Raw genomic sequence first — 26,153 nt, 5'->3', positions numbered from 1 at the left:
GTTTTTGTCATTTACCTTTATCCATAATTAACCGCAATATCATATGAAGGATTTTGATGTGATCATTATCGGCGGCAGCAGCGCCGGTTTATCTGCAGGCATGGCTTTGGGCCGTGCCATGCGTAAAGTATTAATTATTGATAGTGGCATGCCCTGCAACCGCCAAACGCCACACTCACACAACTTTTTTACCCGCGATGGTCAAACCCCGCACGAGATTTTGACTATTGCCCGTGAACAAACTTTAAAATACCCAACTATCACGCTGCTCCATAGCGAGGCCACTCAATGTACACCAATAACTAAGGGCTTTGAGGTTAGTACAATATCCGGTGAAACATTCAGCGCAAAGAAAATTATCCTTGCTGCCGGTATTAAAGATCAAATGCCTGACATTCCCGGCTTTGCCGAATGCTGGGGAATATCGATTATTCATTGCCCCTATTGCCATGGTTATGAATACGGCTATCAGCCTACAGGCATATTTGCTAATGGCGAAATGGCTTTTGAGCTGGCTAAACTTATTTCAAACTGGACCAAAGATCTCATCCTGTTCACTAACGGAAAATCAACTTTAAACGAAGGTCAGCAATCCATTATCAGTCATAATAATATACAAATTATTGAGGGGGAAATAGCAGCGTTTGATCATCATGACGGCCAGATAACTACCATCCATTTGCAAAACGGCTCCGAAATAAAACTTAAAGCATTATATGCGAGGCTCCCATTTGTGCAACACAGTGATATTGCATTACAATTAGGCTGCTCATTTACCGATCAGGGCCACATCCAGGTTGATGCACAGCAAAAAACAACGGTACCCGGCGTTTACGCCGCCGGCGACAGCGCTTCGGGCATTCGCTCCATAGCCAATGCGGTTAATAGCGGCACAATGGCAGGTGTTATGGCAAATTTGGAATTGATTAATGAGATTTTCCTGGCGGAAAAGAATTAGGATACGTAGAGCGTAAAAACTACTGTCATTTCGACGAGACAAGCGCGGGGATCGCGCTACGCCAGTGAGGAGAAATCTTATACGCAGGCACAGCCATACAAGCATAATGTATAAGATTTCTCTTTCGCCCCGGCGCTCATGCCCCTCACGGACTCACTCGAAATGACATCTTTTGTTTAGCCTCCTTACTGCTCCAAGCCTTTTTTAAAGGTCACATCATCGGTGTTGATCACTTTAAAGTAGGCGTTATCACCCCATTTAAAGCGGGCCGCCTGGGCTTTGAGGATCGTTTTAATAGGCTCCCTTGAGATCTGTACTTCGTGCGAATCCATTTCTTTAATGGTTTGCGAGGCATACAGTATAAATTTATCTACCTCGTCATTACTAACAGCATATTGAGTTAAAAACTCAGCTTCAGTCGGATATTTTTTAAGTAATTGCTGCTGGCGGTCAACAACGTAAGCGGTAAATAATTGCTGCTGGCTCAGGTCCTGGATAAGAGGGGTGAATTTGCTGGTATCCGCCGGTACAAAAACATCGGGCATAATGCCTCCGCCGCTAAAAACTTTACGCCCGCTTGAAGTATGGAATGATGGGGTACCTTTAAAAACACTATCATTAAGGTTGCTTTGTTCTGAAAAAGTTCGCCTTTTTGCATACGCTGGGCAAGTTCATTGCGATAACTGTCAACCCCGTTTTTGTATGATTTCTGGATAGAGCGGCCCGAAGGGGTATAGTACCTGGCCACTGTTAAATTCACTGCTGAACCATCGTCAAAAGCAAACTGCTGCTGTACCAAACCTTTACCAAATGATCGTCGACCAACAATAGTAGCCCTGTCAAGGTCCTGCAGGGCCCCTGCTAAAATCTCACTGGCCGAGGCCGAATATTCATCAATAAGCACGGTAAGTTTCCCTTTCTGAAACATGCCCGAATCGGTGGCAAAGTAATCAGTGCGGGGCTCGTGGATACCTTTAGTATAAACTATCAGCTTTCCATCGGCTAAAAACTCATCGGCTAATGATGTAGCAGCGTTAAGGTAGCCACCGCCATTGCCTCTCAGGTCGAGTAGCAATTTATTCATACCGTCAACTTTTAGCGCCGTTAACGCCTTTCTGAAATCGAGGTCGGTAGTGGCCGAAAACTTACTGATCTTGATATAGCCGGTGTTAGCATCGGCCATATAGACGGCATCAACGCTGCTTAGGTCAACATGTCCCCGTTTAACCATAAGTATTTTTAAATCTTTGCTCAGCGGAGGCACAACACTCAGTTTTATTTCTGCATCCTTTTCACCCCTGAAAACACCATTTATCCGGGAGGCTGTTAGCTTGCTCCCCGAAAATTTTTTATCGTCAACATTGATCACCTTACTGCCCACCAGTAAGCCTGCTTTTTCGGCCGGACCGCCGGCATAAACCTGCGTAATGATCAGCGTATCACGCAGTAACTGGTATTCGATACCAATACCGTTAAAACCACCGTCTAACCGTTCATTAATGGATTGCGCCTGCTGCTGCGGTAAATAAAGCGAATGCGGATCAAGGTTTTGAAGCAGGTTATTTACCGATACACCTTCAATACTATCGATATTAACGCTGTCAACATAGTTGCGGTCAACCAGTTGCAGCACCTTTGCTATTTTACTATTACTCACAAAGGAGAAGCCAAGGTTACGCGCGGCAAAATCCTTGTTAAGCACCTGGCCTATCATCACCCCTACCAGCAGCAGGATTATTGTCCGGAAAATTACACCCGCGGTCCTCTTCATAACTTATTACACACAAAGTTAACAATTGCAGGGTCAATAATTTTTACCCGCACCCTTGCATTTGATGATTTTTACCGAATTTTGTTATAAATTATTTGAAAATAAGCAATGGAAACCACTACCGAAAGGGAATCGCACTACAAAAACCTCGAAAAACAGACCGTAAGGGAAATTTTAGAAAACATTAATAACGAGGATAAAACGGTTCCGCTGGCAGTGGAAAAGGCATTGCCACAGATAGAAGCCCTGGCAACTATCACCGCAGAAAGGATGAAAAACGGCGGACGTTTATTTTACATAGGCGCCGGCACCAGTGGCCGTTTAGGCGTGGTTGATGCATCAGAATGCCCGCCGACATTCGGCGTTCCGTTTGATATGGTGGTGGGCTTGATAGCAGGCGGCGATGGCGCGATCCGCAAAGCTGTTGAATTTGCTGAAGACGATGCTATACAGGCCTGGAAAGATCTGGAAGCTTTCGACATTAATGATAAAGACGTAGTTGTTGGCATAGCCGCTTCGGGCACTACACCGTATGTGATCGGCGGCTTAAAAACGGCTAATGAGCATAATTTAGTTACCGGCTGTATTGTTTGTAACAGCGGCAGCCCGGTAGCGGCTGTGGCGCAGTACCCGGTTGAAGTAGTAACAGGCCCTGAGTTTTTAACCGGGTCGACCCGCATGAAGGCCGGTACCGCACAAAAATTAGTTTTAAATATGCTGAGCACAAGTGTCATGATCCAGCTTGGCCGTGTAAAAGGGAACAGAATGGTTGACATGCAGTTAAGCAACCACAAATTGGTGAACAGGGGCACCCGCATGGTAATGGACGAGAACCGGGCTGAACGAAGAGGAAGCAGCCGGGTTACTGAAACAATACGGCAGCGTACGAAGCGCTGTTGATCATTATTTAAAAAATAAACTGAAATTGAAGATGTGTTGATTTGGAAATTTGAAGATGCTTGTATTCGATAAATTCTCAAATTCAAAAAATTCGGGTTCAGACAATTTGAAATCAAAAACATGCACGATATTGAACCATATTACCGCTGGAGAGACGATTACGTGGCATCGGAAGATGAGTTTTCGCCTTTTTATGCGACAGAATACAGCGAATTTGAATTTGACAAGCAGGTATACAATTACCTGCTGCACCCGCAATGGGACTCATTCGGCTCCAATACCCTTTATTTAAAAGTGCTTTTTGCCGATTATGATAAAGGCTACACAATTATTGAGCTGATAGGTGAATGGAATGATGCCATCAATAACGACATTATGATGCTGAAGCGTGAGCTGCTCGACCTGATGATAGATAATGGCATCACTCATTTTATCCTGATCGGCGAAAACGTACTCAACTTTCATTCAAGCGATGATTGCTATTACGAAGAGTGGTTCCAGGATGTAGAGGACGGCTGGATAGCAGGCATCAACTTCCGCGAACACGTGATAGACGAATTTAAACACAGCAATATCGACTATTACATCAATTTTGGCGGCGAACTCGATAGCATTGGCTGGCGTACCCTGAAACCCATACAGGTTTTCAAAAAAGTGGAGGAGCAGTTGATGAGGAGATTGAATTGAGAATCAAGATTCAAGAAGTCAAGAGCCAGGAAAGCGCCAACAGGTAGCCAGACTTCTTCTTGCCTCTTGACTCTAATAGTCTTGCACCTTTCTTCATGCTGCATTCACCTTTTATTTATATATTCGTACTATAATTTTTAACACAAAATGGAATTTAAAGATCCCGAATACGTTTATAAAAACGTAATACAATTAAATGAACAGGATGCATCCCGCAAATTCATAGCTAATGTATTTATGTGGATGTTTGTCGCACTGGGCCTTTCGGCTTTATGCGCGTTCATATTTTCAGGCAACCAGGCATTATATGAAATGCTTAGGGACCCGGCAACAGGTGGCAATACTGGCTTAGGTACTATTGTAATGTTTGCACCGCTCGCTTTCGTACTAATTATATCATTTGGCTTTAACCGTTTATCATACGGTGTTGCAGCATTGCTATTCATTGCATTTTCTGCAGTTATGGGCATTAGCTTAAGCTATATACTAAGAGTATTTACAGAAAGTTCGGTACTTGGCGTATTTATTACAACCTCAGTTGTTTTCGGTATAATGGCTGTAGCCGGGTATACCACCAACACAGATCTGACCAAATTTGGATCGATTATGATGATGGGGCTCATTGGTATTATTGTGGCATCATTATTTAATATGTTTATGCATAGCTCCCAGTTAGAATACATCATTAGCTATGTTGGCATCGCCGTATTTGTTGGACTAACAGCTTACGACGTTCAAAAACTAAAACGCATAGGAGCCGGTCTTGAATATGGCACGTCATCAACAAGCAAAATGGCCCTTTTAGGCGGTTTAACTTTGTATCTTGATTTTATCAACCTTTTCCTGATGATCCTCCGTTTATTCGGCAGAAGAAGATAATCTCATTAAGAAATTCAATCATAAAGCTGCCTCCGCAAAAGGCGGCTTTTTTTGTTTAACAATGTGGCTTAGCTATGATATTTAGCGTACGTTATACACTTGCAAATGATAACTTTATTGCGCAACTTTGCAGTGCTTATGGAGAAAGACGGAGGGATTAGACCCTGCGATGTCTTAGCAACCTGTGCTTCACAAGGTGCTACATTCTACCAGGCGGCAATTACGCGCCCGGACAGATAAGCGAAAGTCATAACAACACCCGACTTTTCGAGATAAGCTGTATTTAGATTTGAGATATTAGACGTGAGATTTGAGATAGCATCTGCTTTTTCCAATTGCCTGTTTAGTGTCTTTTTATCAGATATATGGGATTAAAGATTTAAGGATCTGGCAAAGACTTTTTGCCAAGGTCTCACATCTTATATCTCATATCTCACATCTCAAAAAATGGACATTAGAAAAGAATTACAGAAACGCATCCTGGTGATTGACGGAGCAATGGGTACCATGATTCAAAGGTACCAGCTCACGGAGAAGGATTTTCGTGGCGAGCGTTTTCGCGATCATCATAGCGACCTGCAGGGCAATAACGACCTGCTCAATATCACGCGCCCTGATATTATCAAAGCCATCCATGCCGAATACCTGGATGCCGGTGCGGATATCATTGAAACTAACACTTTCAGCACACAGGTAATTTCCCTTGCCGATTATCACCTGGAAGAACTGGCTTATGAACTAAGCTACGAGGGTGCACGCATTGCCCGCGAAGTAGCCGACGAATATACCCGGCGCACCCCCGAAAAGCCGCGCTTTGTTGCCGGTGCCATCGGGCCAACCAACCGTACTGCTTCCTTATCGCCAGACGTTAACGACCCCGGATATCGCGCCGTTACCTTTGATGATCTGGCCGAGGCCTACTATGACCAGGTACGCGGTTTGGTTGACGGTGGTTCGCACCTGTTATTGGTTGAAACCATATTTGATACCCTGAATGCAAAAGCAGCCCTGTTTGCCATAAAACGTTATGAGCAGGAGTGTAAAGCTGCAGGCAAGGATTTTCCTGCTTTCAGGAATTCGGGCGGGATCATGATCTCAGGAACCATTACCGATGCTTCAGGCCGTACCCTTTCAGGGCAAACTGTCGAAGCTTTCTGGAACTCGATAAGCCATGCCAACCTGCTATCAGTAGGCCTAAACTGCGCTTTGGGTGCGCGGGAAATGCGTCCGCACCTTGCCGAGCTTTCTGAAAAGGCAGGTGTATTTATTTCGGCCTATCCAAACGCCGGCTTACCCAACGAGTTTGGTCAATACGATGAAACTCCGCATGAAACCGCTCATCAGGTTGACGATTTTATCAAAGCCGGCCTGGTTAATATAGTTGGTGGGTGCTGCGGTACCACGCCCGAGCATATTAAATGTATTGCCGATAAGGCTGCCAAATATCCGCCCCGCCCCATTCCGGAAATTGAGCCGGACATGCGCCTGAGCGGTTTGGAATCCGTTACCATAAAACCCGAAAGCATTTTTGTTAATGTGGGTGAGCGTACCAATATCACCGGTTCACCAAAGTTTTCCAAATTGATCCTCGCCGAAGATTATGAGGCAGCTCTAAGTGTTGCTCTGCAACAGGTAGAAGGCGGCGCGCAGGTCATCGATATTAACATGGATGAGGGCATGATTGATTCGGAGGCTGTGATGGTAAAATTCCTGAACCTGGTTGCTTCTGAACCGGATATTGCCAAACTGCCTATTATGATCGACTCATCCAAATGGACGGTGATTGAGGCTGGTTTAAAATGCGTACAGGGAAAAGGTATCGTGAACTCTATCTCCCTTAAAGAGGGCGAAGAAAAATTTAAGGAACAGGCCCGGAAAATCTTAAGCTATGGCGCTGCTACCGTTGTAATGGCCTTTGACGAAACCGGTCAGGCCGATTCACTGGAGCGCCGGATCGAGATCTGTAAACGGTCATACGATATACTGGTGAACGAAGTAGGATTCCCCCGCAGGATATTATTTTCGACCCAAACATCTTAACAGTTGCTACCGGCCTGGAAGAACATAATAATTACGCGGTTGATTTTATTGAAGCTACCCGCTGGATCAAGCAAAACCTGCCGCACGCTAAAGTGAGCGGCGGTGTGAGTAATATTTCATTCTCGTTCAGGGGTAATAATACCGTGCGCGAGGCTATGCACTCGGCTTTCCTGTACCATGCTATTAAAGCGGGTATGGATATGGGTATTGTAAATGCCGGGATGCTGGAGGTTTACGAGGAAATTCCGAAAAACCTTTTGGAGCTTGTAGAAGATGTACTCCTTAACCGCCGCCCGGATGCTACCGAGCGCCTGGTTGAGTTTGCCGACACCATCAAAAGTAAAGGCAAAGAAGTAGTACGCGACGAAGAATGGCGCAAAGGCACCGTTCAGGAGCGCCTCTCCCACTCGCTGGTAAAAGGCATTGTTGAATACCTTGACGACGATGTGGAGGAAGCCCGCCAGGCCTACAGCAAACCCCTTGAGGTTATTGAAGGTCCGTTGATGGACGGTATGAATATCGTAGGCGACTTGTTCGGTGCCGGTAAAATGTTTTTACCACAAGTGGTAAAATCAGCCCGTGTAATGAAAAAGGCTGTGGCTTACCTACTGCCTTTTATTGAGGAAGAAAAAAGAACAACGTAAATGCCGATCAGCGCGCCAACGCCGGCAAGGTGTTAATGGCCACCGTAAAAGGCGATGTACATGATATCGGCAAAAATATAGTTGGCGTAGTGCTGGCTTGTAACAACTTTGAGGTGATTGACCTTGGGGTGATGGTGCCCGCGCAACGCATTATTGAAGAGGCTAAAAAGCAAAACGTTGATATCATTGGGTTAAGTGGTTTAATCACCCCATCGCTTGATGAAATGGTGCACTTTGCCAAGGAAATGGAACGCGAAGGTTTTACCATTCCGCTAATCATTGGTGGTGCTACAACGTCGCGCATTCACGCTGCCGTAAAAGTAGCGCCGCAATACTCCGGGGCTGCCATTCACGTTTTGGATGCTTCGCGCAGCGTTACCGTTTGCAGCAATCTAATGAGCAAGGACAACCGGGATGCCTATATCCAGGGCATTAAGGATGAATATGCCAAAGCCCGCGAGGCACATGCCAACAAAAAATCGGACAAGCGTTTTGTAACTATCGAAGAAGCCCGTGCCGGTAAATTCCAGATTAGCCTGGATGGCGATGTGGCGCCGAAACCCGCGTTTACAGGCACCAAAGTATTTGAGAATTTCCCGCTGGAAGAGTTGCTGCCTTATATCGACTGGACGCCGTTTTTCCATACCTGGGAACTTCGCGGCAGCTATCCGAAGATCTTTGACGATAAGTTTGTAGGCGTTGAAGCCAAAAAACTATTTGATGATGCGCAGGTATTGATGAAACGTATTGTTGACCAGAAACTGTTCACCGCAAAAGGTGTAATTGGCTTCTGGCCGGCCAATGCCGTAGGTGATGATATTGAATTATATACCGATGAAAATCGCACAACAGTTTTAAATCGCATCCATACCTTACGCCAGCAGGCCGAAAAGGTGAAGAATGATCCGTATTATGCCTTGTCAGATTTTATCGCACCAAAAGAAAGCGGTGTGCCTGATTATTTCGGCGGCTTTGCGGTAACAACCGGTTTAGGTTGTGATGAATTGGTTGCTGAGTTTGAGGCCGACCATGACGACTATAACAGCATTATGGCCAAAGCCCTTGCCGACCGCCTTGCCGAAGCTTTTGCCGAAAAAATGCACGAACTGGTACGTAAGGAATACTGGGGCTATGCCAAAGGCGAACAGCTAAGCAATGCCGACCTGATCAAGGAAGAGTACCAGGGCATCCGTCCGGCACCGGGTTATCCGGCCTGTCCGGACCATACCGAAAAAACCACCTTGTTTGAATTACTAAAAGCAGAAGACAACGCAAACATGCACCTAACCGAAAGCCTGGCCATGCTGCCGGCCGCATCGGTAAGCGGTTTCTACTTCGCACATCCGCAGGCAAGATATTTTGGCTTGGGTAAAATCAGTAAGGATCAGGTTGAGGATTATGCTATCCGTAAACAAATGCCATTGGAGGATGTGGAAAGATGGTTAGGGCCGAATATTAATTATTAGCCCCCGGCCCCCTAAAGGGGGAGTAAGGGAAGAAACGACAAAGCGAGGGCTTGTGCGATTCCCCTCTTGAGAGGGGTGGAGGGGTGTGTTAACGGAGCGAAAAATAAACGCCACATAATACACCCCGCCAACACACAATTCCACCGCGCCCCCTCTCAAGAGGGGAACTTAAATTGTAATTATAAAACTTAAATAAAAAAATTCCCCCTTGGGGGTTAGGGGTCAAATGAAAATACCTGAACATATAGCAAACGCCAATGGCAAAACACTCTTTTCTTTTGAACTGATCCCGCCTTTAAAGGGGCAAAGTATCCAGGGCATCTATAATGCTATTGATCCGCTGATGGAGTTTAAACCTCCGTTTATTGATGTTACTACCCTGCGCGAGGATTTTATTTACAAGCAGCATCCAAGCGGTTTGCTCGAGAAACTATCGTACCGCAAACGCCCGGGCACTATTGCCATCTGCGCGGCTATCATGAACAGGTATAAGGTTGATACCGTGCCCCACCTGCTTTGTGGCGGCTTTACCAAAGACGAAACCGAGAACGCCCTTATAGAATTAGAGTTTTTAGGTATCGAAAACGTACTGGTATTGCGTGGCGATGCGCGCCTTGGCGATTCATCATTTGTACCTACGCCTAATGGCCATTGTTATGCTACCGATTTGCTGCAGCAGGTAGTAAACCTTAACAACGGTATTTATTTGCATGAGGACCATGGCAATACAGCCAAAACAAACTTTTGTATTGGCGTAGCCGGTTATCCCGAAAAGCATTTTGAAGCCCCGAACCTTAAAACCGACTTTAAATACCTGAAGCAAAAGGTAGAAATGGGTGCACAGTTCATTGTAACCCAGATGTTTTTTGATATTGGTAAATACAAGGAGTTTGTAAATGGTTGCCGGGCCAACGGTATCAATGTGCCTATTATTCCGGGGCTGAAACCGATCACATCATCAAAACAATTGGTTACGCTGTCAAAGACATTCCATATTGATATTCCGGAAGATCTGAGCGATGCTATCCACGCCTGTGCCACCGAAAAGGATGTAAAAGAGGTAGGTATTGAATGGATGATTAACCAGTGTAAAGAACTGATTGCTTTTGGCGCACCGGTACTGCATTTTTATACCATGAGTAACGCCGGGCCTACTAAAAGGATTGCGGAGGCGATATTTTAAGAACTTTTCACAATGTCGATTGTAGGCTAACCATGCCCAGATTTAATAAAATGAGAGGGCGCCGACATGCAACGGCACCCTCTTCCCCCGTTCACATGCAGGTTACTTGCAAAAGATAACCTGGTTCGTTTTTCCCCAGTCGTTAATTTCGCCGGTGGTTAATTTGCGATAGGTTGTCAGGGTTAGGCTATAGGCGCATGAGGGCCATGCGCTAAAAGGTGGAGTTAAAACAAATGGTGACGGCGAGGCCATGTCAAATTTCTTAGCATCTCCGCGCGGAGTTGTGCCACTGGGCAAACCGCTGACCGTACCCGTAGCGTTTGACCATACACCCAGCGACCAGCTGGCAATCAGTTCATGATCAACTGTGTAATCGGCATGGGCGGTTCCGCTTACCGGAGTGCAGCCGCTGCCTCCGCCGGCAAAAAGCTCTTCCAGCTTCAGCAGGTTCACTTCGTTCCAGTTATTCACATAGATTTTGCCGATAAGCGATTGGGTATTCAGGTTTGGCGAGCCTGGATTAGCCGGATCGTCAGTAGTTTGAAATTGGATGTATAACATTCTGCCGTTTTTCTGATCCGCCACAGGTACAGCTAAACCAGGCGTTAAACCGGCGCTGGCATCGCCGCCGCCGATGATGGTAGTTGTGTTTAAGTAAAACAACGAGCCATAAAAGCCATTATCAAGCGCGGGTTGGTCAACCCGTACCCAGCCGTTAACATCCGGGTGCAGCACATGATCCGGGATTGGGTTAGGGTAATTATCTACCGGTACGCTATCGGGCACAGAAGCCGGTTGATTGATATCGATCACTACATCCTGAAATGCGGTGGTACCATTCCAGGTGATTTGCCGGCTGGCGACTTTTAAGGCTGTAGTTTCCATCTGGGCGGTGGTTACCGGGCTGAAGTTCACGTTATCGGTAGAAAACAAAAAGCGGTAATAAAGCGGGCTGGCCGGCGCGGTGGGCACTTTCTTGGTGGCGTAGCCCCCAGCTTAACCGAACCAAAGAAACCGTAACCTGTGCCACCCGCTCCAAATTTGCTGATGAGGGTTTTACCGCTGCCGTCGATATCAGATGTAATGCTGAAATTCCCTACCGAAGTAAACCATGGTGTATCGCTGGTAATAATGCCGCCGCCTTTAATACACAGCTTTACGCAGAAACAGTTATTGGCGTTGTGCCTGTCGTTTTGGCGGCCGCGGGTGCGGTCTTCCGCTAACAATACAGTGCCAGATGAGCTTTCAACCCTGAAATAATAATCAGGTCCGGCAGGCCATTCTACATTAAGCCATGGCAATAAGGTTTTCCTAAAATTGTCGCCAGGATATACGATAGTGAACTTGCCGTTGTTATCGGTATAGGCGTTGCCCAAATAGTCGTCTTGCAGCAGGTCTACATCATAAGCAAAAACTTTAACACCGGGGATTGGCTTTTGGGTTTCACAATCGTTTACATAACCGCAAACTACCCAAATATCCAACAGGGTAAGGATACGGCAAAACCATTTGGCATCTATTTTATAATCAAATCTCGCATATTGAGCACTTTCCTGGCTGCTTTTATACAGGGGTTGCAGCGTAGTAATGTGGAACTGTAATGCCGGATCCTTTTTAGGCAAAGGAATTTTGAAAGGCACGTTGCCGCAATACCAGTCTACATCAATACTGCCGCCTTCATAGCCTGATTTGCCGCCATCGATTTCTATAGTAAAATCGCCGTTTTCCTGCACATCGGCCTGGGTGATGAACAGCCGTTCCTTGGCTTTCAGTTCATCATCATTTACCTGATGAAAGGTTTGTTTGGGATCGGCTACAGCAAGCCGGGTTTCATTTTGCTGATCGGACGGGCGATAAACTTTTACCGATGTACCCGCAACGGGCAGTTCGCAATCTGAACATAATAAACCGCGAAGGTTCCCTTTAATAATGTAGTTCATAAGTTTTTGATTAGTATTTGTACCGGCTTACTCTTTAAACTGGATTTTCAGCATACTCCACCGCAAGCAGGCTGATGTCCAGCTCATTTGCTGTGTCAAAGTTTGGGTAAAACGGCTGCGCAATCAACGTTGCCAGTACGCTATTATAGCCTGTGCTTGTACGTGATATAAAAGCGTATCATCAACATGAACCAAACGTAGAATTACGTTTAAAGGGAAAGTATATAACAAAAAAGCGCCCTCCCAAATAGGAAAGACGCTTTGCAATCACATTTTAGGTTGTTATTGATACAGATACGTTTCGGTGAGGTGCTGCATAGCTTCTTGGAACAAGGCAAAAGCAGTTTCCTCATCATTTTGGTTTATCGCGTTAAGCGAAGTAGCAATATATTTATCGTACAGGCCTTTAAATATCGCCTCTTGGTTTGGTGTTTTGTCAAGAGCTTCCAGCAGCGATGCAGAAATGGTGTAATATTTCTCAACTTCCACACCACTAAACTTATCGGTTAGTATTTTATCGCGGAACGCGCGCAGTGTATTTAACTGGCCTTCGGCTTCGGTGCCTAACATAGTAGTTGTAATACGGGTAAGGGCGCATGGGTCTTTGCCTGTAGTTGGGCAACCTGTTGAACCTGGACACGGATATGATTGATCTCCTATTAAAAACATATTGCTTTCAGGGTGTATAATTGCTTTATAAGAGTAGTCAGCATCAATACTGTGCCCGAAGTGATAGACCAAGTTATTTACTTTTGTGCTACATACGAGTTCGGTTAATATTTCTCTTCCCATGAACGATCCGCGGTTAATTTGTGTATAAGCCATAGTCGGATCAAGCTTTTTAAAATTCAATACATGATTAAATAATACCTGCCATGTTCTTTCTAATGAAATAACTTCACCAGTGTTAGTCATAAAACCATGCTGGTTGATAATGGAATTAGGTAAACTGGCAGTTACTGTGTAATTACAGGGGATCAGTATCAACATTCTTGATGAAGGATCATTGGCATCTTCAAGGCCGTTCATAAACTTGATACCGGATACGTTTTCGCCGCTTAAAACAGTTTCAACAGCTGTGCGGCTAAGCATTACCGATTTAACTTCTGTAGGGAATTTTTGCTGAAAATTTTCGGTTAACTCTTGATAAAAGCTTTCGCTGATGAACTCGCCTACCTGATCAGGGCTGATCTGTGTAATTAGCATTTCTTGTTTCATAAAATTGAGGTTAAGGTTTTTGTGATATTATTATCAAAAGCAATTTAATAAACAATATCCATATTCAGATATTATATTAAAAACTTTTTTGCATCCTGAAAAACAGGATTATTTAAGCGCAAAAGACCTATATAACCAGCAATTTCATGCCACGTAAGATTACAGTTTCTGATACGTAAAAATACGTATAATACGCGGGTAATAAAACGCATATAATTTGTAATTCATTAATAACCAACAACATAAAACCAAACCAAAAACCTATCATAACCTATATGGCCGGGGCATCTCATTGAGAGAGATACTTATTAGTATTAGTTTTATACAAAAAAATCCCTACACGCTATTATTTTTTATGGAAACACAAGAAAGAAGACCTTCATCACCTATCACCGGAAAAGAAGGCGCACCGATTGATATCAACCTGGCCGCCGAATGGACAAAGAATCACAGGCATCGTAATCCAAAAGATATCATATCACAATTTTTCGGACAGGAAATATTAAACACCATATTAAAGCAAGATGGCTGCATGGGCATCCGTATCTATTATGCCAACGATCAAAAACTTAATAGCTGGCAAAAGTTTTGGGTTTCTGTAAGCAATTTCCTTTTATCTGTTATCGCCAATGTTAGCGGGCAGCAGCATTTTATAATCACTGGGGTAACGGCTGATGGAGAAGATCAACTTCCAGGCAATAAATCAGCAGTGGCTAAAGAGTCTGCCAAAGGTGTTCAAACCTTCGCACTCATGACAGCCCAAAATGACAATATTGTTGGTGAACAGGCTATGCCATGCCCTGGAACATCTGGATGCCCACAAAATATACTTACAAACGATTAGATATCTATCCTAAACACCATGGATGTCGCCCTATTATTATCTAAAATATCAGTAATTTCTGGCGTTGTCCCGCTATTGGCCGCTGCCTATAATTACAAGGGGTTGGATAGACTAATGAAAACATTGTCACTATTTTTGCTAATATCAAGTCTTTTTGATTTTGGTCAATGGTTGGCTTTCGCTTTCAAACCATATACAGGACATCCATTAAACACCAATCCATTACTTCATGTTTATGTTACAATTAGCATTATTTTCTTTGGTATTATCTACTATAATTTGTTTAGAAATTCGATACTGAAAATAACAACATTAATATTAGCAGCTTCGACAATGAGTATTGTATTGTATTATGCGAGGCATCCTTTCGATTATCCATCGGTTTCGAATACAGCATCAAGTCTTTTACTAATAGTATTGTCGCTTATATACTTCTATCAGCTTTTAAATCCACAAACCTTTATTCATATTGAAAAACAAGGTTTATTTTGGTTTAATTCAGGCGTGCTATTTTACTCAGCAGTCAATATCTTTTTATTTATGCTTTTTAGCAAGATACCTGATAAGGATAAAGCAGATTATTATGTTATCTTTAGCATAACTAATATTATTACGAATCTAATATACTCTGTTGCATTACTTTGCAAGCCACAAAAAAAGGCATAGCAGGTTTGCATATTATGATCATGTATAACAGCCTTATTTTAGAGATAACCCAAAATGGCTTAATCCCGGTACTCATCATCGGGACACTCGTAGTTGTTATATTGATCGGCTTTTTATTTTTCTTCGTGATTATTTACCAGCGAAGGATGCTAAAAAACCAGGCAGAGTTACGCGCCATGCATGATGCACGGCAAACAGATTTAATGAACGCTGTTTTTGAAACCCAGGAAAGTGAGCGCAGACGCCTGGCCGAAGACCTGCACGACAGCGTTGGGCAGGTGCTTTCGGCAATCAAGCTTAACCTGCACCGGCTGGACAAAAATTGCGTGAGCGAGGTAAGCCAACCCCTGCTGATAGATACCCGCAAACTGGCCGATGAGTGCATCCAGGAGATCAGGAACATTATACAAAACGTCCTGCCTCCTATACTTACCGACTATGGATTGCTGATTGCTGTTGAGGCGCTGTGTACCAAGGTGGAAAACAACACCCATATCAAAGTTAATTTCACTAAAAATTTTGCCGACAAGCGCTTCTCTAATGAAATTGAACTGGCACTGTACCGCATAGCCCAGGAGTTGTTTGGTAATGCTATCAAACACTCGGAAGCTACGGTCATAAACCTTAATATGGCCTTACAAGCCGGTTACCTCATTATGGAGTTTAAGGATAACGGCAAAGGCTTTAATATGGGCGATGTTAAGCAGGGCTTTGGTCTTAAAAATTTACAAAGCCGCGTGCAACTCATTAATGGCGAAATAAATACGTACAGCAAACCGCTTAGCGGGGCAATCAGTATCATTAAATTAAAAGTAGCATAGTTAAAATCAATAGTTTATATTTATTGATAATTTGAATCTTGTTAACAACCTATGGGCCCAATTAAATTAGGTATAGTAGACGACCATAAAATTTTCAGAAATGGTTTAAAAGCTACCCTTGAAGATTGCGGAGGTTTTGAGCTGGTACTCGAAGCTTCGAACGGCAAAGAGCTGATAGGCTTATTGACCGACAAAACCCCCGATGTTATATTGATGGATATTAAAATGCCCGAAATGGACGGCATCCAAACCGCCACCTATGTCCATCAGCATTTTAAGGACATTAAGATCCTGGCGTTATCCATGTTTAATGAAGACAAATACATTGTGGATATGATGAAAGCCGGCGCGTCGGGCTACCTGCTTAAAAACGCCGAACCGGAAGAGATCATCGAGGCTGTATCAACCGTTTATAACAAAGGTTTTTATTTTAATGAGCATCTTTCTATAACGCTCATCAAACAGCTGGTAGGTAACGACCACGCCGATAATATCCCCAATAACAAAACCGACCTTAACGAGCGCGAAATTGAAGTGCTTAAACTGGTTTGCCAGGAGTGCTCCAACCAGGAGATAGCAGATAAAATTTTCCTGAGTGTGCGCACGGTTGAAGGTTACCGCGCAAGGCTGTTTGAAAAAACCGGATCGAAAAATTTAGTAGGGTTGGTTATTTACGCTATTAAGCGTGGTATTATTAACGTCACGTAACCATTGGTACTAAGCTATAGAAAAGGGAACTTTCGGACTTCTGACGTTGGACTTAGTAACAACTACGCCGACAACTTTTTATCGCCGGCCAGGTTGCGCATAAACCTTTTGCGGTAGTTAAGTGGGCTGAGGTTCATTTTGGCTTTAAACATTTTATAAAAGTGCGATACATCGCCAAAGCCACTCTCATAGGAGATCTCTGAAATAGGCTTATCTGTTTGCACCAGTTGCTGTATGGCATAATTAAGGCGATACTCAATTATAGTTTCCATGAATGTTTTGCGGGTAACTTTTTTAAAGTATTTGCAAAAAGCATTCGGGGTCATATTGGCAATACCGGCCGCTTTATCTAATGATACATGTTTTCTGAAATTTTCAACCAGGTAAGCAAATACCGGGTTAATACGCTCACGCTCGGTATTTGAGCGCTCGCCAATAATGCGGTTCTGATCGAGCAGCACGTACTCTTCTGATGAAGCCATACGGTGCAGGATCTCGAGCAAACCTATCAGCATCCTGAAATTACTTTTCTCTTCAACCAGGCTAAGCAGTAGTTTGTTAACTTCGGCACGCGTTTCGCCATAAAATGACACTCCGCAACCGCTTTGCTGAAAAAGTTTTTTGATAAGCTGAAGCTCAAATTTGTTAAAAAACTCCTCGCCCAAAAAAGCATCATTAAACTGGATCACCACCGCGCTTGCCTCGCGAAGCACTGTTTCATTGGGTTCAAGTTTCCAGCAATGCGGCAGGTTAGAACCAAGCAACACCAGATCGCCGGACGCAAAATCTTCCATGTGGCTGCCAACATAGCGTTTGCCGGTGCCGCTGATGATACACGTTAATTCATATTCTTCATGAAAATGATAAGGGGCATCAAATGCCAGCTTATCAAATTTCCGTACCAGAAATGACTGCGTATTTGTAGGTTGAAGAACTTCGTACGACGCTTTTATCATTGCATATTTTAACGTAAATAAAATTCTAATTCAAATTACGGATAAAATCATCCATAAATGTACCATTCATTTCATTTTTTTCAACTAAAGTTAACCTTACTTTGAAATATAAACCTAAAAACTATGGATACACAGATCGCTCATTTACCGTCACTTGATAATTTTATAAAACTATCCAACCACAATATTAATGAATTTCGTGAAAAAGGCCATACCCTTGTACACGAAGTGCTTACAAAAGATGAAATTGCTGCCTATCGCCCCGTAATTGTTGGCGCGGCCGACAGGTACAACACCGAAAAGCGCAAACTGGAAGAGCGCGATACTTATGGTAAAGCCTTTTTGCAGATCATGAACCTTTGGCAGGTTGATGAAGATGTTAAAACCTTTGTAATGGCCAAACGCCTGGCCAAAATTGCCGCCGACCTCATGGGAGTTGAAAATGTGCGTATCTATCACGACCAGGCACTCTTTAAAGAACCCGGCGGCGGCCCTACCCCATGGCACCAGGACCAATATTACTGGCCCATCGATACCAACAATACGGTAACCCTCTGGATGCCCCTGGTTGATATTGATGTAAACATGGGTATGCTGACCTTTGCCTCGGGTTCATACGTTAATGGCGCTGTATTTAACCATGAAATTTCTGACGAATCGGAATCGGCGTTTGACGAATATGTGAAAGAGAAAGGGTTTGAAATAACCCGCGCCAAAACCATGAAGGCTGGCGACGCAACCTGGCACCGGGGCTTCACCATCCACAATGCTCCCGGCAACAACTCAGACAAAATGCGCGAGATCATGACCATCATTTATGTAGCCGATGGCGCCCGCGTCACCCCTTACAAAAACGAATGGCAAAAAAATGATCATCAAAAATGGCTTATGGGTAAGCCTATCGGCGGGCTGATTGATTCGGAGTTGAACCCGAAGGTGCTCTGAACCGCTGATGATTTTTGATTGCACTGATTACGTTGATCGTATGAACATGTTAAAGCATCAGCGAAATCAACGTAATCATTATCAATCAACGGTCACGCTGCCACCCAAACCGCATCAATAAACCATTTTTTGGTATCAAAAAACTGGCCTACCGGTTGAAAGCCTGTGTTTATGGCTATCTGATCGGTTTGCATAAGGGTAAACTTTTGGGATATCTCCATATAGATGTATTCATCCTTCTTGAAATCTATTTTTTCGTTGCCGATGCTTACCTGCTGATCTTGCAAACTGATGAGGTAGCTTTTGCACGCCCCGGTTTCAGGATCGTAGGTTGGATAATGTTCAAACTTGCTTATATCAAAATTAGCATGCAGCTCGCGGTTAATGCGGCGTAACAGGTTGAGATTAAACTCGCGGGTAATACCATCTTTGTCATTATAAGCAGCAAGAATAACGCGCGGGTCTTTTTTCAGGTCCATGCCAATTAACACCATATCCCCTTCTGATAGGTTATTCCTTAGCTCACGACAAAACTCTATAGCCCCATCAAGTGGCATATTGCCGATGTTTGAACCTAAAAACAGCACCACTTTACGCCTTGGTGAAATAGCTGCAGCCTTATTCAGCATTTCAAAATATTCACCGTTAAGTCCGGTGATCTTTAAACCTGGCAAGGTTACGGGCAGCGTTATGTTGAGGTATGATATTACATTATCTGAGATATCAATAGGCAAATAAGTAAAATCAGCCTTTTTATCCAGCAGATATTTAAGCAGGTAAGAGGATTTTGTGGCATCACCAGCACCAAGTTCTATCAGGTCAAAAGCATCGCCATCAGCAATCAGCGCATCGCAGATTTCAGCGGTTTTTTCTGAAAAGATCTCCAGTTCGCAGTTAGTCGGATAGTATTCAGGGCAGTTCATGAGCTCCTGGAACAGCTTATCGCCATTGGCATCATAAAAATACTTTGAATTGAGATGCTTTGGCTCCGCCTGCAGCCCTGCTACAACGTCGGCATAAAACTGCCTGTTTTCGGCGCTTATGTCACAATTTACGGCTGTGGGTGTAAAGGCTTGGTTCATAGATGTGGTGGTGTTTTGTGTCAATTTACCTCGCAAGTCTTATGCCAGTAAATTGCCATCGTAAATTTGTCTGAAAAAATTGCGATAAGTTGCACGACTATGACCCGGAGGTGTAACTTCTGACGCGCCGCGCAAAACTTTCTGGTTAACCATAAACTTGCCATTGTATTCGCCTATGGCACCCGGCGCCTTGGCAAAACCCGGGTAAGGCAGGTAGGAACTTTCTGTCCACTCCCAGCGGCGCCCCCAGTTAAATTTTGAAGAGGCAGCTTCCCACTCAAACTCGGTCGGCAAACGCAAGCCCTTCCACGAAGCGTAAGCATAGGCTTCAAAATAGCTGATATGGGTAACCGGATCTTTCAAATGAAGTGGCTCTAAACCGTGATAGGTATAGTTATGCCATTCATTATCTATCAAATGCCAATACAAAGGCGCTTCTACTTTATTGGTTTTCACCCAATCCCAGCCTTCGGCATGCCAGTGCCGGAAATCATGATAACCGCCGCTGTTAATAAATTCCAGGTATTCGGCATTGGTTACCAGTTTGGGGCTTATTTCATAAGCATTGAGGTATACTTTATGCCGGTTAAGCTCATTATCGAAACAAAATCCATCGCCGGTAAAACCTATTTCATAAATGCCTTCATCCATGCTGATAAAAGCATCACCCTCCCCTTCATCAATACGGGGGGCAGCGTAATTTTTATTATAGGCAGGAAACAGCGGATTATGGCCCAGGATGTATTTAATATCCGTCATTAAAAGTTCCTGGTGCTGCTCTTCGTGGTTAAAACCGAGAATAAGGAGTTCTTTAACATCGTCACCTACTTCGCCGCATAAAAAGCCCTCCATGGCCTCGTCAACATATTTACGGTAACTGTAAATTTCAATAACCGTTGGGCGGCTTAAGTTACCACGATCTGTACGGATCACGCGCGTGCCAACAGTTTCGTAGTAACTGTTAAAAACGTAATTATAATCAGGATTATATTCCTTGTAACCCATGAAGTAGGGCTTAAGGATGAACGTTTCAAAAACCAGGTAACGTGACCAATGTGCCATTTAGGCGGACTAACGTCCACTACGGGCTGCACCACATAGTCTTCCGTTTGCAAATACGAACAAATTTTTTCTGTACGTTGGCGTACCTCTTTGTACCGGGCTATTAAATCCATCGATGTTATTTCTTATCCAAAAACTGTTTTAAGTTTGAAATTGTTTTAATCCCCAATTTCCTGGCCTGCTGCTGCCTCATCATTAAAGCGTAAGCATTGTTAAAACCAATGGGTTTAAGCCATTTAATTTGATACCTGCTTTCAAACTGGCGTTGTACATAATTGTATGTGCTATCCCTGTTTACTGTTACCTCATTAACCGTTTTTGGCGATGCCTGTAAAATAGCCAGCAAACCCGTCCCCGTGTATTCTGGGTAAAAATCTATCTGGTTATTGGTTAGCGCGTCAAAGCAAATTTTGGTGCCGCCAAGGCCTGTTTTGGTTGATACCTCATGATCTGTATAACCCTTTATCAGCATGCTGTACATATTAGCCAGGATGTATTGTTCACCAAATATCTTTGAACCTATCCGCACTATACCATCGTTCCCGCCCCGTTCCGGTCGCCATAATTTATTGGCAACCAAAAAATCCTTTGCAACGCGCTCGGGGCTTTGGTGAAGATAGTCGGTACGGTAATTTAAAACCGTCATGACTGAATCATTTATTTTGCCCGAAAGCAGATTTAATGTCGGCTCAAGGTCAGGAAATTTTTTCAGGGCATCATCGCGAACAATTGGCGCCGCATAGTATGGCGGAAAAATGTGCTTATCATCATCCAGCACAACCAAATCGTAAGCTTTTAGCCTGCCATCGGTTGAGTATCCGCTGATCACGTCGAGATGCTTCTCAAACGCAGCTTTATACATTACAGCATCACTGATTACGATAGTATGGATCTTTAAGCCATATTTGCTCCTAAGGCCGAGGTCGCCGTCCTGCCTGCCCATAAACTCGGGCGTAAAACCCGCGGTAAGCCTTCCTTCTGATTTTGCCGGGATGATATAGAACAGGCATAAAACAATCAGCAATACCGGAAAAGCATATACCACCCGTTTAAGCTTTTTAAAGCTGACCTTCTGCACCATCGACAGTAATAAATCAAAAATAACAGCAAGCAAGGCCGATGGGATTGCTCCTGCCAGGATCATGTTGGTATTATTAAGTGAGATCCCACCGAAAATAAACTCGCCCAAACCACCGGCTGCAATGAGCGAGGCCAGTGTTGCCACGCCAACGTTGATCACCGTAGCGGTACGGATGCCCGCAAATATTACCGGCATAGCCAGGGGCAATTCTACCTTAAACAGTATTTGCCATTTGCTCATCCCCATAGCAACAGCAGCTTCTTTAACGGCCGCATCAACCCCTAAAATGCCCGTGTAGGTGTTGCGGATAATGGGTAGAAGTGCGTATAGCAATAATGCAACAATGGCTGGCTTAGGACCAATCCCTAAAAGCGGGATCATGAAACCAAGCAACGCTATACTGGGAATTGTTTGCAATACACCTGCAATACCTAAAACTACACCGGCGAATTGTTTTTTACGAACAATAAGAATGCCCAGCGGCAAGCCAACCAATACAGCTATACACAACGAAATAAAAGTAAGCCCGATATGCTGCAGTGTTTGTTCCTGCAACTTGCCGGCCTGCTGCTGTATAAACTGCCATAAAGTTTGCTGTTGCTCATTCATGGGCCTGATGGTTTTTATATTGATAAAAGGCCGTCATCAGTTGTTCAAAGCTTACAGTTTTAATCTGGTTTTGATCTTTGCTGATATTAATGGTTTCGCCGTTATTAAATTTAAAACTCTCCAGGGCTTCCCACAGGTTAATACCAGCTTCAAATGACGAAGCTTTTGCTTCTTTGTTCAACTCTGGTAACAACTCCCAAAGGTCAATCAGTTTAATCGCCTTAAATTCCAGCTGCAACCGCTGATGTTTCAGAAAATCCTTTACAAAATCATTGACAGGATTAAAAAGCAATTGAGCAGGTGTGCCCGACTGTACAATTTTTCCTTTATCCATCAGGCAGATCCTGTCGCCCAATTCAAAAGCTTCCTGTACATCGTGCGTTACCATGATGATGGTTTTACGCTTAAGCTCATCAAGTGCCTTAAATTCGGCGTGGATTTTTGATCGGGTAACATTGTCCAACGCCCCGAAGGGCTCATCCATCAACAGCACCGGCGGGTCCGAAACCAATGCTCTGGCCAGGCCAATGCGCTGCTGCTGGCCACCGCTCAGTTCGTTAGGGTAAATATTCAGATACGAAGCATCGAGGTGGAGTTTTTCCATTAGCTCGGCCGTGCGCTTTTCAGTTTTCTGCTTATCCCATTTTAATAAGTTAGGAACAACCGCTATATTTTGAGCAACCGTATAATGCGGAAACAAGCCATTATTTTGCAATACGTAGCCAATTCCGCGGCGCAGGATTTCAGGCTGCTGCTCCATGATGTTTTTACCATGAATGTAAATACTGCCTTTGGTTGGCTCAATAAGCCGGTTGATCATTTTTAGCGTGGTGGTTTTACCGCAGCCGCTGGTGCCCAACAAAATGAGGTTCTCCTGCTCCCCTACCTCGAAAGATACCCCATCAACTGCTTTAACCCCACCAAAATATTTGCTTACCTTATCAACCTTGATCATGCGCGCTGGTTTAATCCCCAAGGGTCATGAAAAGGTTATTCAGCGATTCGGAATACAGTGGATGGGCAAAAACACAATAGCGGATCCTATCGTAAGTGATACCGCCTTCCATGGCCATTTGCAGCACAGTCATGATTTCTCCGCCTTCGGGGCCAAGTACCGTAGCACCTAAGATCTTTTTCGTATCGGGATCAACAATGGCTTTCATAAAACCACGTGTATCGCCGGTTTCAATAGCACGCGCCACATGGGCCATGGGCAGTTTTGCTACTTTATATTTAATCCCCAGCTTTTTTGCCCCGGTTTCATCCAAACCGATCCTGCCCAGTTGCGGATCGGTAAACATGCAATAAGGCACCGGACGGTCCTGGATGTTATAATCCGTTTTTTCAAAAAGGTTACGGTAAACAATGGTATAATCGTTATAGGAAATGTGTGTAAACGCCGGTCCTCCTTTTGCATCTCCCAATGCATAGACACCGGCGGCGGAGGTTTCCAGCTTATCGTTCACTTTGATATTACCATGCTCATCCGTTTCAATCCCGGCGATGGGCAAATTCAAAGCCTCCGTTTGCGGTTTACGGCCGATGGCCACCAATACATGGGTGCATTTAATTTTGCGCTCCTCCCCTTTTTGAGCTATTGTTGCTGTTATTTTGCCGCCGGCTTTTTGTTTAAACTTAACAGCCTGAGCATTATTGAGTACCTCGATTTTCTCCAGTTCGAGGATCTTTTGCATCTCTGCCGAAATATCCTCATCCTCATGCGAAACTATCCGCTCTGATTTTTCTAAAATAGTAACCTTGCTGCCAAACCGCCGAAACATCTGCCCAAACTCCAGTCCAATGTAATTTCCGCCAAGCACAAGCAGATGCCCCGGTACTTCTTCCAAATCAAGTATGGTGGTTGAGTTGAGATATTGTATCTCATTCAATCCTTCAATTTGGGGAATCAAAGGCAGCGCGCCGGGGTTTAAAAAGATAAGATCGGCAGTAATCGTTTGCTTTTTCCCGCTATTAAGCTTAACCTCAACCGTTTTTTCGCCGGTAAAAGTCGCCTCGCCTAACACCACATCGAGGTTCTGTGTTTTTTCGGCAGATTTTAGTCCGCCATTACGCGAGCGTAATACGATATCATCCTTACGTTTTTTTATGGCGGCAAGATCAACCGAAAACTTTTTTACCGGCACGCCCAATTCATGACTTTTACCGGCCATGTAAGCCGCCTTTGCCGAAGCAACCATGGTTTTAGTAGGCGTACAGCCATCGTTAACGCAAGTACCGCCATAAAATCGTTTCTCAATTATAACGGTCTTTTTCCCGGCATTAGCCAATTTTTTGGCTAATGGGGCGCCGGCCTGACCGGCGCCTATAACAATGGCATCGTATGTTTTCATAGCTTTATTCGGTAATTTTCACGCCCTTCCAAAACGCCACATAGTTAGTAATGTTTTTTGCGGCATCCTTTGGTTCGGGATAATACCAGGCAGCATCCTGGTTTTCTTTGCCGTCAACTTCGAGGGAATAATATGATGCCAGTCCCTTCCACGGGCAGGTTGTATGCACATCGGACGGTTTAAGATACTCGGCCTTAACACTTTCTTTAGGGAAATAATGATTATTTTCAACAACAATAGTGTCATTGCTTTCGGCAATGACCTGGTTATTCCAGATAGCTTTCATAAAAAGATGATTGATTTATGGAATAAAGATAGCTTTAACCCTGCAAGGTTTGCAAGCCCCATCTTAATTTTTTATTTTATTTAATTGATATACAACAACTTTCATCAACAATTTGGATTTTTTTATTCTTTATTTTAATTTTATTATTTAAACTCTATCTTTGCAATCCCAAATCAAGGGAAACAATAAAAAAGGCCCGTCTCGTCTAGGGGTTAGGACAGGAGATTTTCATTCTTCAAACAGGGGTTCGATTCCCCTACGGGCTACCACAAGACGCGAAACCTCAAATCGAAAGATCTGGGGTTTTTTAATACGTTATCAATCCAGCGTTTTCCGGGATTGTGTAATGCAAGTTACAGGAAACAAAATAAAAAAGGCCCGTTCTGTCTAGGGGTTAGGACAGGAGATTTTCATTCTTCAAACAGGGGTTCGATTCCCCTACGGGCTACGAAGCCGCTTTGCGAAAGTAAAGCGGCTTTTTTATTTTTAGAACCTTTGTCTCATTTCAGAAATCCACATGGAGAAGTTTCTTAAAACGCCTGATCAAATATCTGCTTTAATGCAGCATTGGTTCCTTTCTTATCATCGTAAGGACAGAGATTCTTTTTCAGGGTCTGAAGCTTTCACCTTTTTTGATCTTATACCTGAAGGTCTCCAACAGGCACTTCTTCAGCGAGCAAATTTAGATGAGCACGAAAAGCCCGTATTCTTGCTCAATTGCGGCAATGCCGGATTTGTATTGAATACCACTCATAGATTCATAAGGATAGGCGAATCTGATCTTGATTCTATTTTTTATACAGAGTTTACGTGGCACAGTGGTTATAAATCAATAAGGATAGAAGGGGCGCCAATAGGAATTAAGTCGGATGGATATTTTGCCGAGTTCGGTTTGGAAACCCAAAGACGTGAAATTGTATATTGGTTGATCCCATCCGGAAAAGCCGGGTTTGCTTTTTGGAATGTCACAAAAAAATGTGAGCTCATAGGGCGAAAGTATCTTTAACAGGTTCACTGAAAACATCGAACTGAATTCATTCCTTCCATTTCGAATAA

At 43.9% G+C, this 26,153-nt stretch carries 22 protein-coding genes, 2 tRNA genes, 3 pseudogenes and 1 riboswitch; of the genes and pseudogenes, 14 read left to right on the top strand and 13 right to left on the bottom strand.

What is annotated here, in order from left to right; translation table 11 throughout:
* Window positions 1-43: 43 nt before the first annotated feature.
* The gene (locus ACRQ5D_RS09475) at window positions 44-958 is read left to right on the top strand and encodes an NAD(P)/FAD-dependent oxidoreductase (RefSeq protein WP_091173442.1); all 915 of its coding nucleotides are present in this window, start codon (window positions 44-46) and stop codon (window positions 956-958) included.
* 185 nt (window positions 959-1,143) lie between these two features.
* On the opposite strand, the gene ACRQ5D_RS09470 is transcribed toward ACRQ5D_RS09475, so the two are convergent.
* Together ACRQ5D_RS09470 and ACRQ5D_RS09465 are read right to left on the bottom strand one after the other, a co-directional pair.
* The gene (locus ACRQ5D_RS09470; protein ID WP_431199463.1) at window positions 1,144-1,503 is read right to left on the bottom strand and encodes a hypothetical protein; all 360 of its coding nucleotides are present in this window, start codon (window positions 1,501-1,503) and stop codon (window positions 1,144-1,146) included.
* A complete protein-coding gene (locus ACRQ5D_RS09465) occupies window positions 1,443-2,729 on the bottom strand; it encodes a S41 family peptidase (protein ID WP_431199462.1) in 1,287 nt (428 codons plus the stop codon). The genes ACRQ5D_RS09470 and ACRQ5D_RS09465 overlap by 61 nt, the downstream gene beginning before the upstream one ends.
* Window positions 2,730-2,837: 108 nt before the next feature.
* Between ACRQ5D_RS09465 and murQ the strand changes: the two are divergent.
* The 5 genes and pseudogenes from murQ (at window position 2,838) to ACRQ5D_RS09440 (ending at window position 10,528) form a co-directional block, all read left to right on the top strand.
* Window positions 2,838-3,669 (top strand): annotated as a pseudogene (murQ, locus tag ACRQ5D_RS09460) (N-acetylmuramic acid 6-phosphate etherase).
* Between the two features lie 80 nt (window positions 3,670-3,749).
* A complete protein-coding gene (locus tag ACRQ5D_RS09455; RefSeq protein ID WP_091173431.1) occupies window positions 3,750-4,316 on the top strand; it encodes a hypothetical protein in 567 nt (188 codons plus the stop codon).
* 147 nt (window positions 4,317-4,463) lie between these two features.
* Window positions 4,464-5,195 (top strand): Bax inhibitor-1/YccA family protein, encoded by a 732-nt coding sequence (locus ACRQ5D_RS09450; protein ID WP_091173427.1) that lies wholly within the window; start codon window positions 4,464-4,466, stop codon window positions 5,193-5,195.
* A gap of 133 nt (window positions 5,196-5,328) precedes the next feature.
* Window positions 5,329-5,438, top strand: a riboswitch (SAM riboswitch).
* Between the two features lie 204 nt (window positions 5,439-5,642).
* A pseudogene (gene metH, locus ACRQ5D_RS09445) lies at window positions 5,643-9,345 on the top strand (methionine synthase).
* Between the two features lie 226 nt (window positions 9,346-9,571).
* Window positions 9,572-10,528: a methylenetetrahydrofolate reductase gene (locus tag ACRQ5D_RS09440; protein ID WP_091173421.1), complete on the top strand. Its 957-nt coding sequence runs from the start codon at window positions 9,572-9,574 to the stop codon at window positions 10,526-10,528.
* Window positions 10,529-10,630: 102 nt separating this feature from the next.
* On the opposite strand, the gene ACRQ5D_RS09435 is transcribed toward ACRQ5D_RS09440, so the two are convergent.
* The 3 genes from ACRQ5D_RS09435 to ACRQ5D_RS09425 all read right to left on the bottom strand — a co-directional run bounded on the left by ACRQ5D_RS09435 (window position 10,631) and on the right by ACRQ5D_RS09425 (window position 13,686).
* A complete protein-coding gene (locus tag ACRQ5D_RS09435; RefSeq protein WP_432328731.1) occupies window positions 10,631-11,461 on the bottom strand; it encodes a hypothetical protein in 831 nt (276 codons plus the stop codon).
* Window positions 11,440-12,468 carry a hypothetical protein gene (locus ACRQ5D_RS09430; RefSeq protein WP_431199460.1) on the bottom strand — a complete coding sequence of 343 codons (1,029 nt, stop codon included), beginning with the start codon at window positions 12,466-12,468 and terminating at the stop codon, window positions 11,440-11,442. Before ACRQ5D_RS09430 ends, ACRQ5D_RS09435 begins: the two co-directional genes overlap by 22 nt.
* Before the next feature lie 282 nt (window positions 12,469-12,750).
* Complete coding sequence (locus ACRQ5D_RS09425) at window positions 12,751-13,686, bottom strand: hypothetical protein (RefSeq protein WP_091173412.1); 936 nt, start codon at window positions 13,684-13,686, stop codon at window positions 12,751-12,753.
* 355 nt (window positions 13,687-14,041) lie between these two features.
* On the opposite strand from ACRQ5D_RS09425, the gene ACRQ5D_RS09420 reads away from it, so the two are divergent.
* The 4 genes from ACRQ5D_RS09420 to ACRQ5D_RS09405 are packed head-to-tail and all read left to right on the top strand — an operon-like array spanning window position 14,042 to window position 16,725.
* Window positions 14,042-14,530 carry a hypothetical protein gene (locus tag ACRQ5D_RS09420; RefSeq protein ID WP_091173409.1) on the top strand — a complete coding sequence of 163 codons (489 nt, stop codon included), beginning with the start codon at window positions 14,042-14,044 and terminating at the stop codon, window positions 14,528-14,530.
* An 18-nt stretch (window positions 14,531-14,548) separates the two neighbouring features.
* Window positions 14,549-15,196 carry a hypothetical protein gene (locus ACRQ5D_RS09415; RefSeq protein ID WP_091173405.1) on the top strand — a complete coding sequence of 216 codons (648 nt, stop codon included), beginning with the start codon at window positions 14,549-14,551 and terminating at the stop codon, window positions 15,194-15,196.
* The gene (locus ACRQ5D_RS09410) at window positions 15,172-16,017 is read left to right on the top strand and encodes a sensor histidine kinase (protein ID WP_143020853.1); all 846 of its coding nucleotides are present in this window, start codon (window positions 15,172-15,174) and stop codon (window positions 16,015-16,017) included. The genes ACRQ5D_RS09415 and ACRQ5D_RS09410 overlap by 25 nt, the downstream gene beginning before the upstream one ends.
* 51 nt (window positions 16,018-16,068) lie before the next feature.
* Window positions 16,069-16,725, top strand: coding sequence for a response regulator transcription factor (locus tag ACRQ5D_RS09405; RefSeq protein ID WP_091173398.1), 657 nt, complete (start codon window positions 16,069-16,071; stop codon window positions 16,723-16,725).
* Window positions 16,726-16,787: 62 nt separating this feature from the next.
* Here the strand turns inward: ACRQ5D_RS09405 and ACRQ5D_RS09400 are convergent, their stop codons facing one another.
* Window positions 16,788-17,681 (bottom strand): AraC family transcriptional regulator, encoded by an 894-nt coding sequence (locus ACRQ5D_RS09400; protein WP_090533677.1) that lies wholly within the window; start codon window positions 17,679-17,681, stop codon window positions 16,788-16,790.
* A 123-nt stretch (window positions 17,682-17,804) separates the two neighbouring features.
* On the opposite strand from ACRQ5D_RS09400, the gene ACRQ5D_RS09395 reads away from it, so the two are divergent.
* Entirely contained in the window at window positions 17,805-18,626 is an 822-nt protein-coding gene (locus tag ACRQ5D_RS09395) for a phytanoyl-CoA dioxygenase family protein (protein ID WP_091173394.1), read from the top strand.
* A 92-nt stretch (window positions 18,627-18,718) separates the two neighbouring features.
* Here the strand turns inward: ACRQ5D_RS09395 and ACRQ5D_RS09390 are convergent, their stop codons facing one another.
* The 7 genes and pseudogenes from ACRQ5D_RS09390 to ACRQ5D_RS09360 all read right to left on the bottom strand — a co-directional run bounded on the left by ACRQ5D_RS09390 (window position 18,719) and on the right by ACRQ5D_RS09360 (window position 25,097).
* Entirely contained in the window at window positions 18,719-19,708 is a 990-nt protein-coding gene (locus ACRQ5D_RS09390) for an L-histidine N(alpha)-methyltransferase (RefSeq protein ID WP_091173391.1), read from the bottom strand.
* A 39-nt stretch (window positions 19,709-19,747) separates the two neighbouring features.
* On the bottom strand, window positions 19,748-20,770 hold the full coding sequence (gene egtB, locus ACRQ5D_RS09385; RefSeq protein WP_432328727.1) for an ergothioneine biosynthesis protein EgtB: 1,023 nt from the start codon (window positions 20,768-20,770) through the stop codon (window positions 19,748-19,750).
* A gap of 29 nt (window positions 20,771-20,799) precedes the next feature.
* Window positions 20,800-20,883 (bottom strand): annotated as a pseudogene (locus ACRQ5D_RS09380) (hypothetical protein); the annotation flags it as partial.
* Window positions 20,884-20,888: 5 nt separating this feature from the next.
* Window positions 20,889-22,460, bottom strand: coding sequence for an ABC transporter permease/substrate-binding protein (locus ACRQ5D_RS09375; protein ID WP_091173383.1), 1,572 nt, complete (start codon window positions 22,458-22,460; stop codon window positions 20,889-20,891).
* On the bottom strand, window positions 22,453-23,415 hold the full coding sequence (locus tag ACRQ5D_RS09370; RefSeq protein ID WP_091173379.1) for an ABC transporter ATP-binding protein: 963 nt from the start codon (window positions 23,413-23,415) through the stop codon (window positions 22,453-22,455). Before ACRQ5D_RS09370 ends, ACRQ5D_RS09375 begins: the two co-directional genes overlap by 8 nt.
* Window positions 23,416-23,425: 10 nt before the next feature.
* Window positions 23,426-24,811, bottom strand: a complete 1,386-nt coding sequence (locus ACRQ5D_RS09365) for a mercuric reductase (RefSeq protein WP_091173375.1) — start codon at window positions 24,809-24,811, stop codon at window positions 23,426-23,428.
* 4 nt (window positions 24,812-24,815) lie between these two features.
* The gene (locus ACRQ5D_RS09360; protein ID WP_091173371.1) at window positions 24,816-25,097 is read right to left on the bottom strand and encodes a DUF427 domain-containing protein; all 282 of its coding nucleotides are present in this window, start codon (window positions 25,095-25,097) and stop codon (window positions 24,816-24,818) included.
* Between the two features lie 193 nt (window positions 25,098-25,290).
* Between ACRQ5D_RS09360 and ACRQ5D_RS09355 the strand changes: the two genes are divergently transcribed.
* From ACRQ5D_RS09355 to ACRQ5D_RS09345, 3 genes are all read left to right on the top strand, one after another.
* Window positions 25,291-25,366 (top strand) — tRNA-Glu (locus ACRQ5D_RS09355).
* Between the two features lie 106 nt (window positions 25,367-25,472).
* Window positions 25,473-25,545, top strand: a tRNA-Glu gene (locus tag ACRQ5D_RS09350).
* A gap of 69 nt (window positions 25,546-25,614) precedes the next feature.
* Window positions 25,615-26,103 carry a hypothetical protein gene (locus ACRQ5D_RS09345; protein WP_091173367.1) on the top strand — a complete coding sequence of 163 codons (489 nt, stop codon included), beginning with the start codon at window positions 25,615-25,617 and terminating at the stop codon, window positions 26,101-26,103.
* The last annotated feature ends 50 nt before the right edge of the window (window positions 26,104-26,153 follow it).

The sequence above is a fragment of the Mucilaginibacter sp. P25 genome, from assembly GCF_050859465.1.
In the GTDB taxonomy this organism is placed as follows: domain Bacteria; phylum Bacteroidota; class Bacteroidia; order Sphingobacteriales; family Sphingobacteriaceae; genus Mucilaginibacter; species Mucilaginibacter gossypii.
Note: the sequence above shows the minus strand (reverse complement) of the source record. Positions and strands in the feature narration are given on the sequence as shown.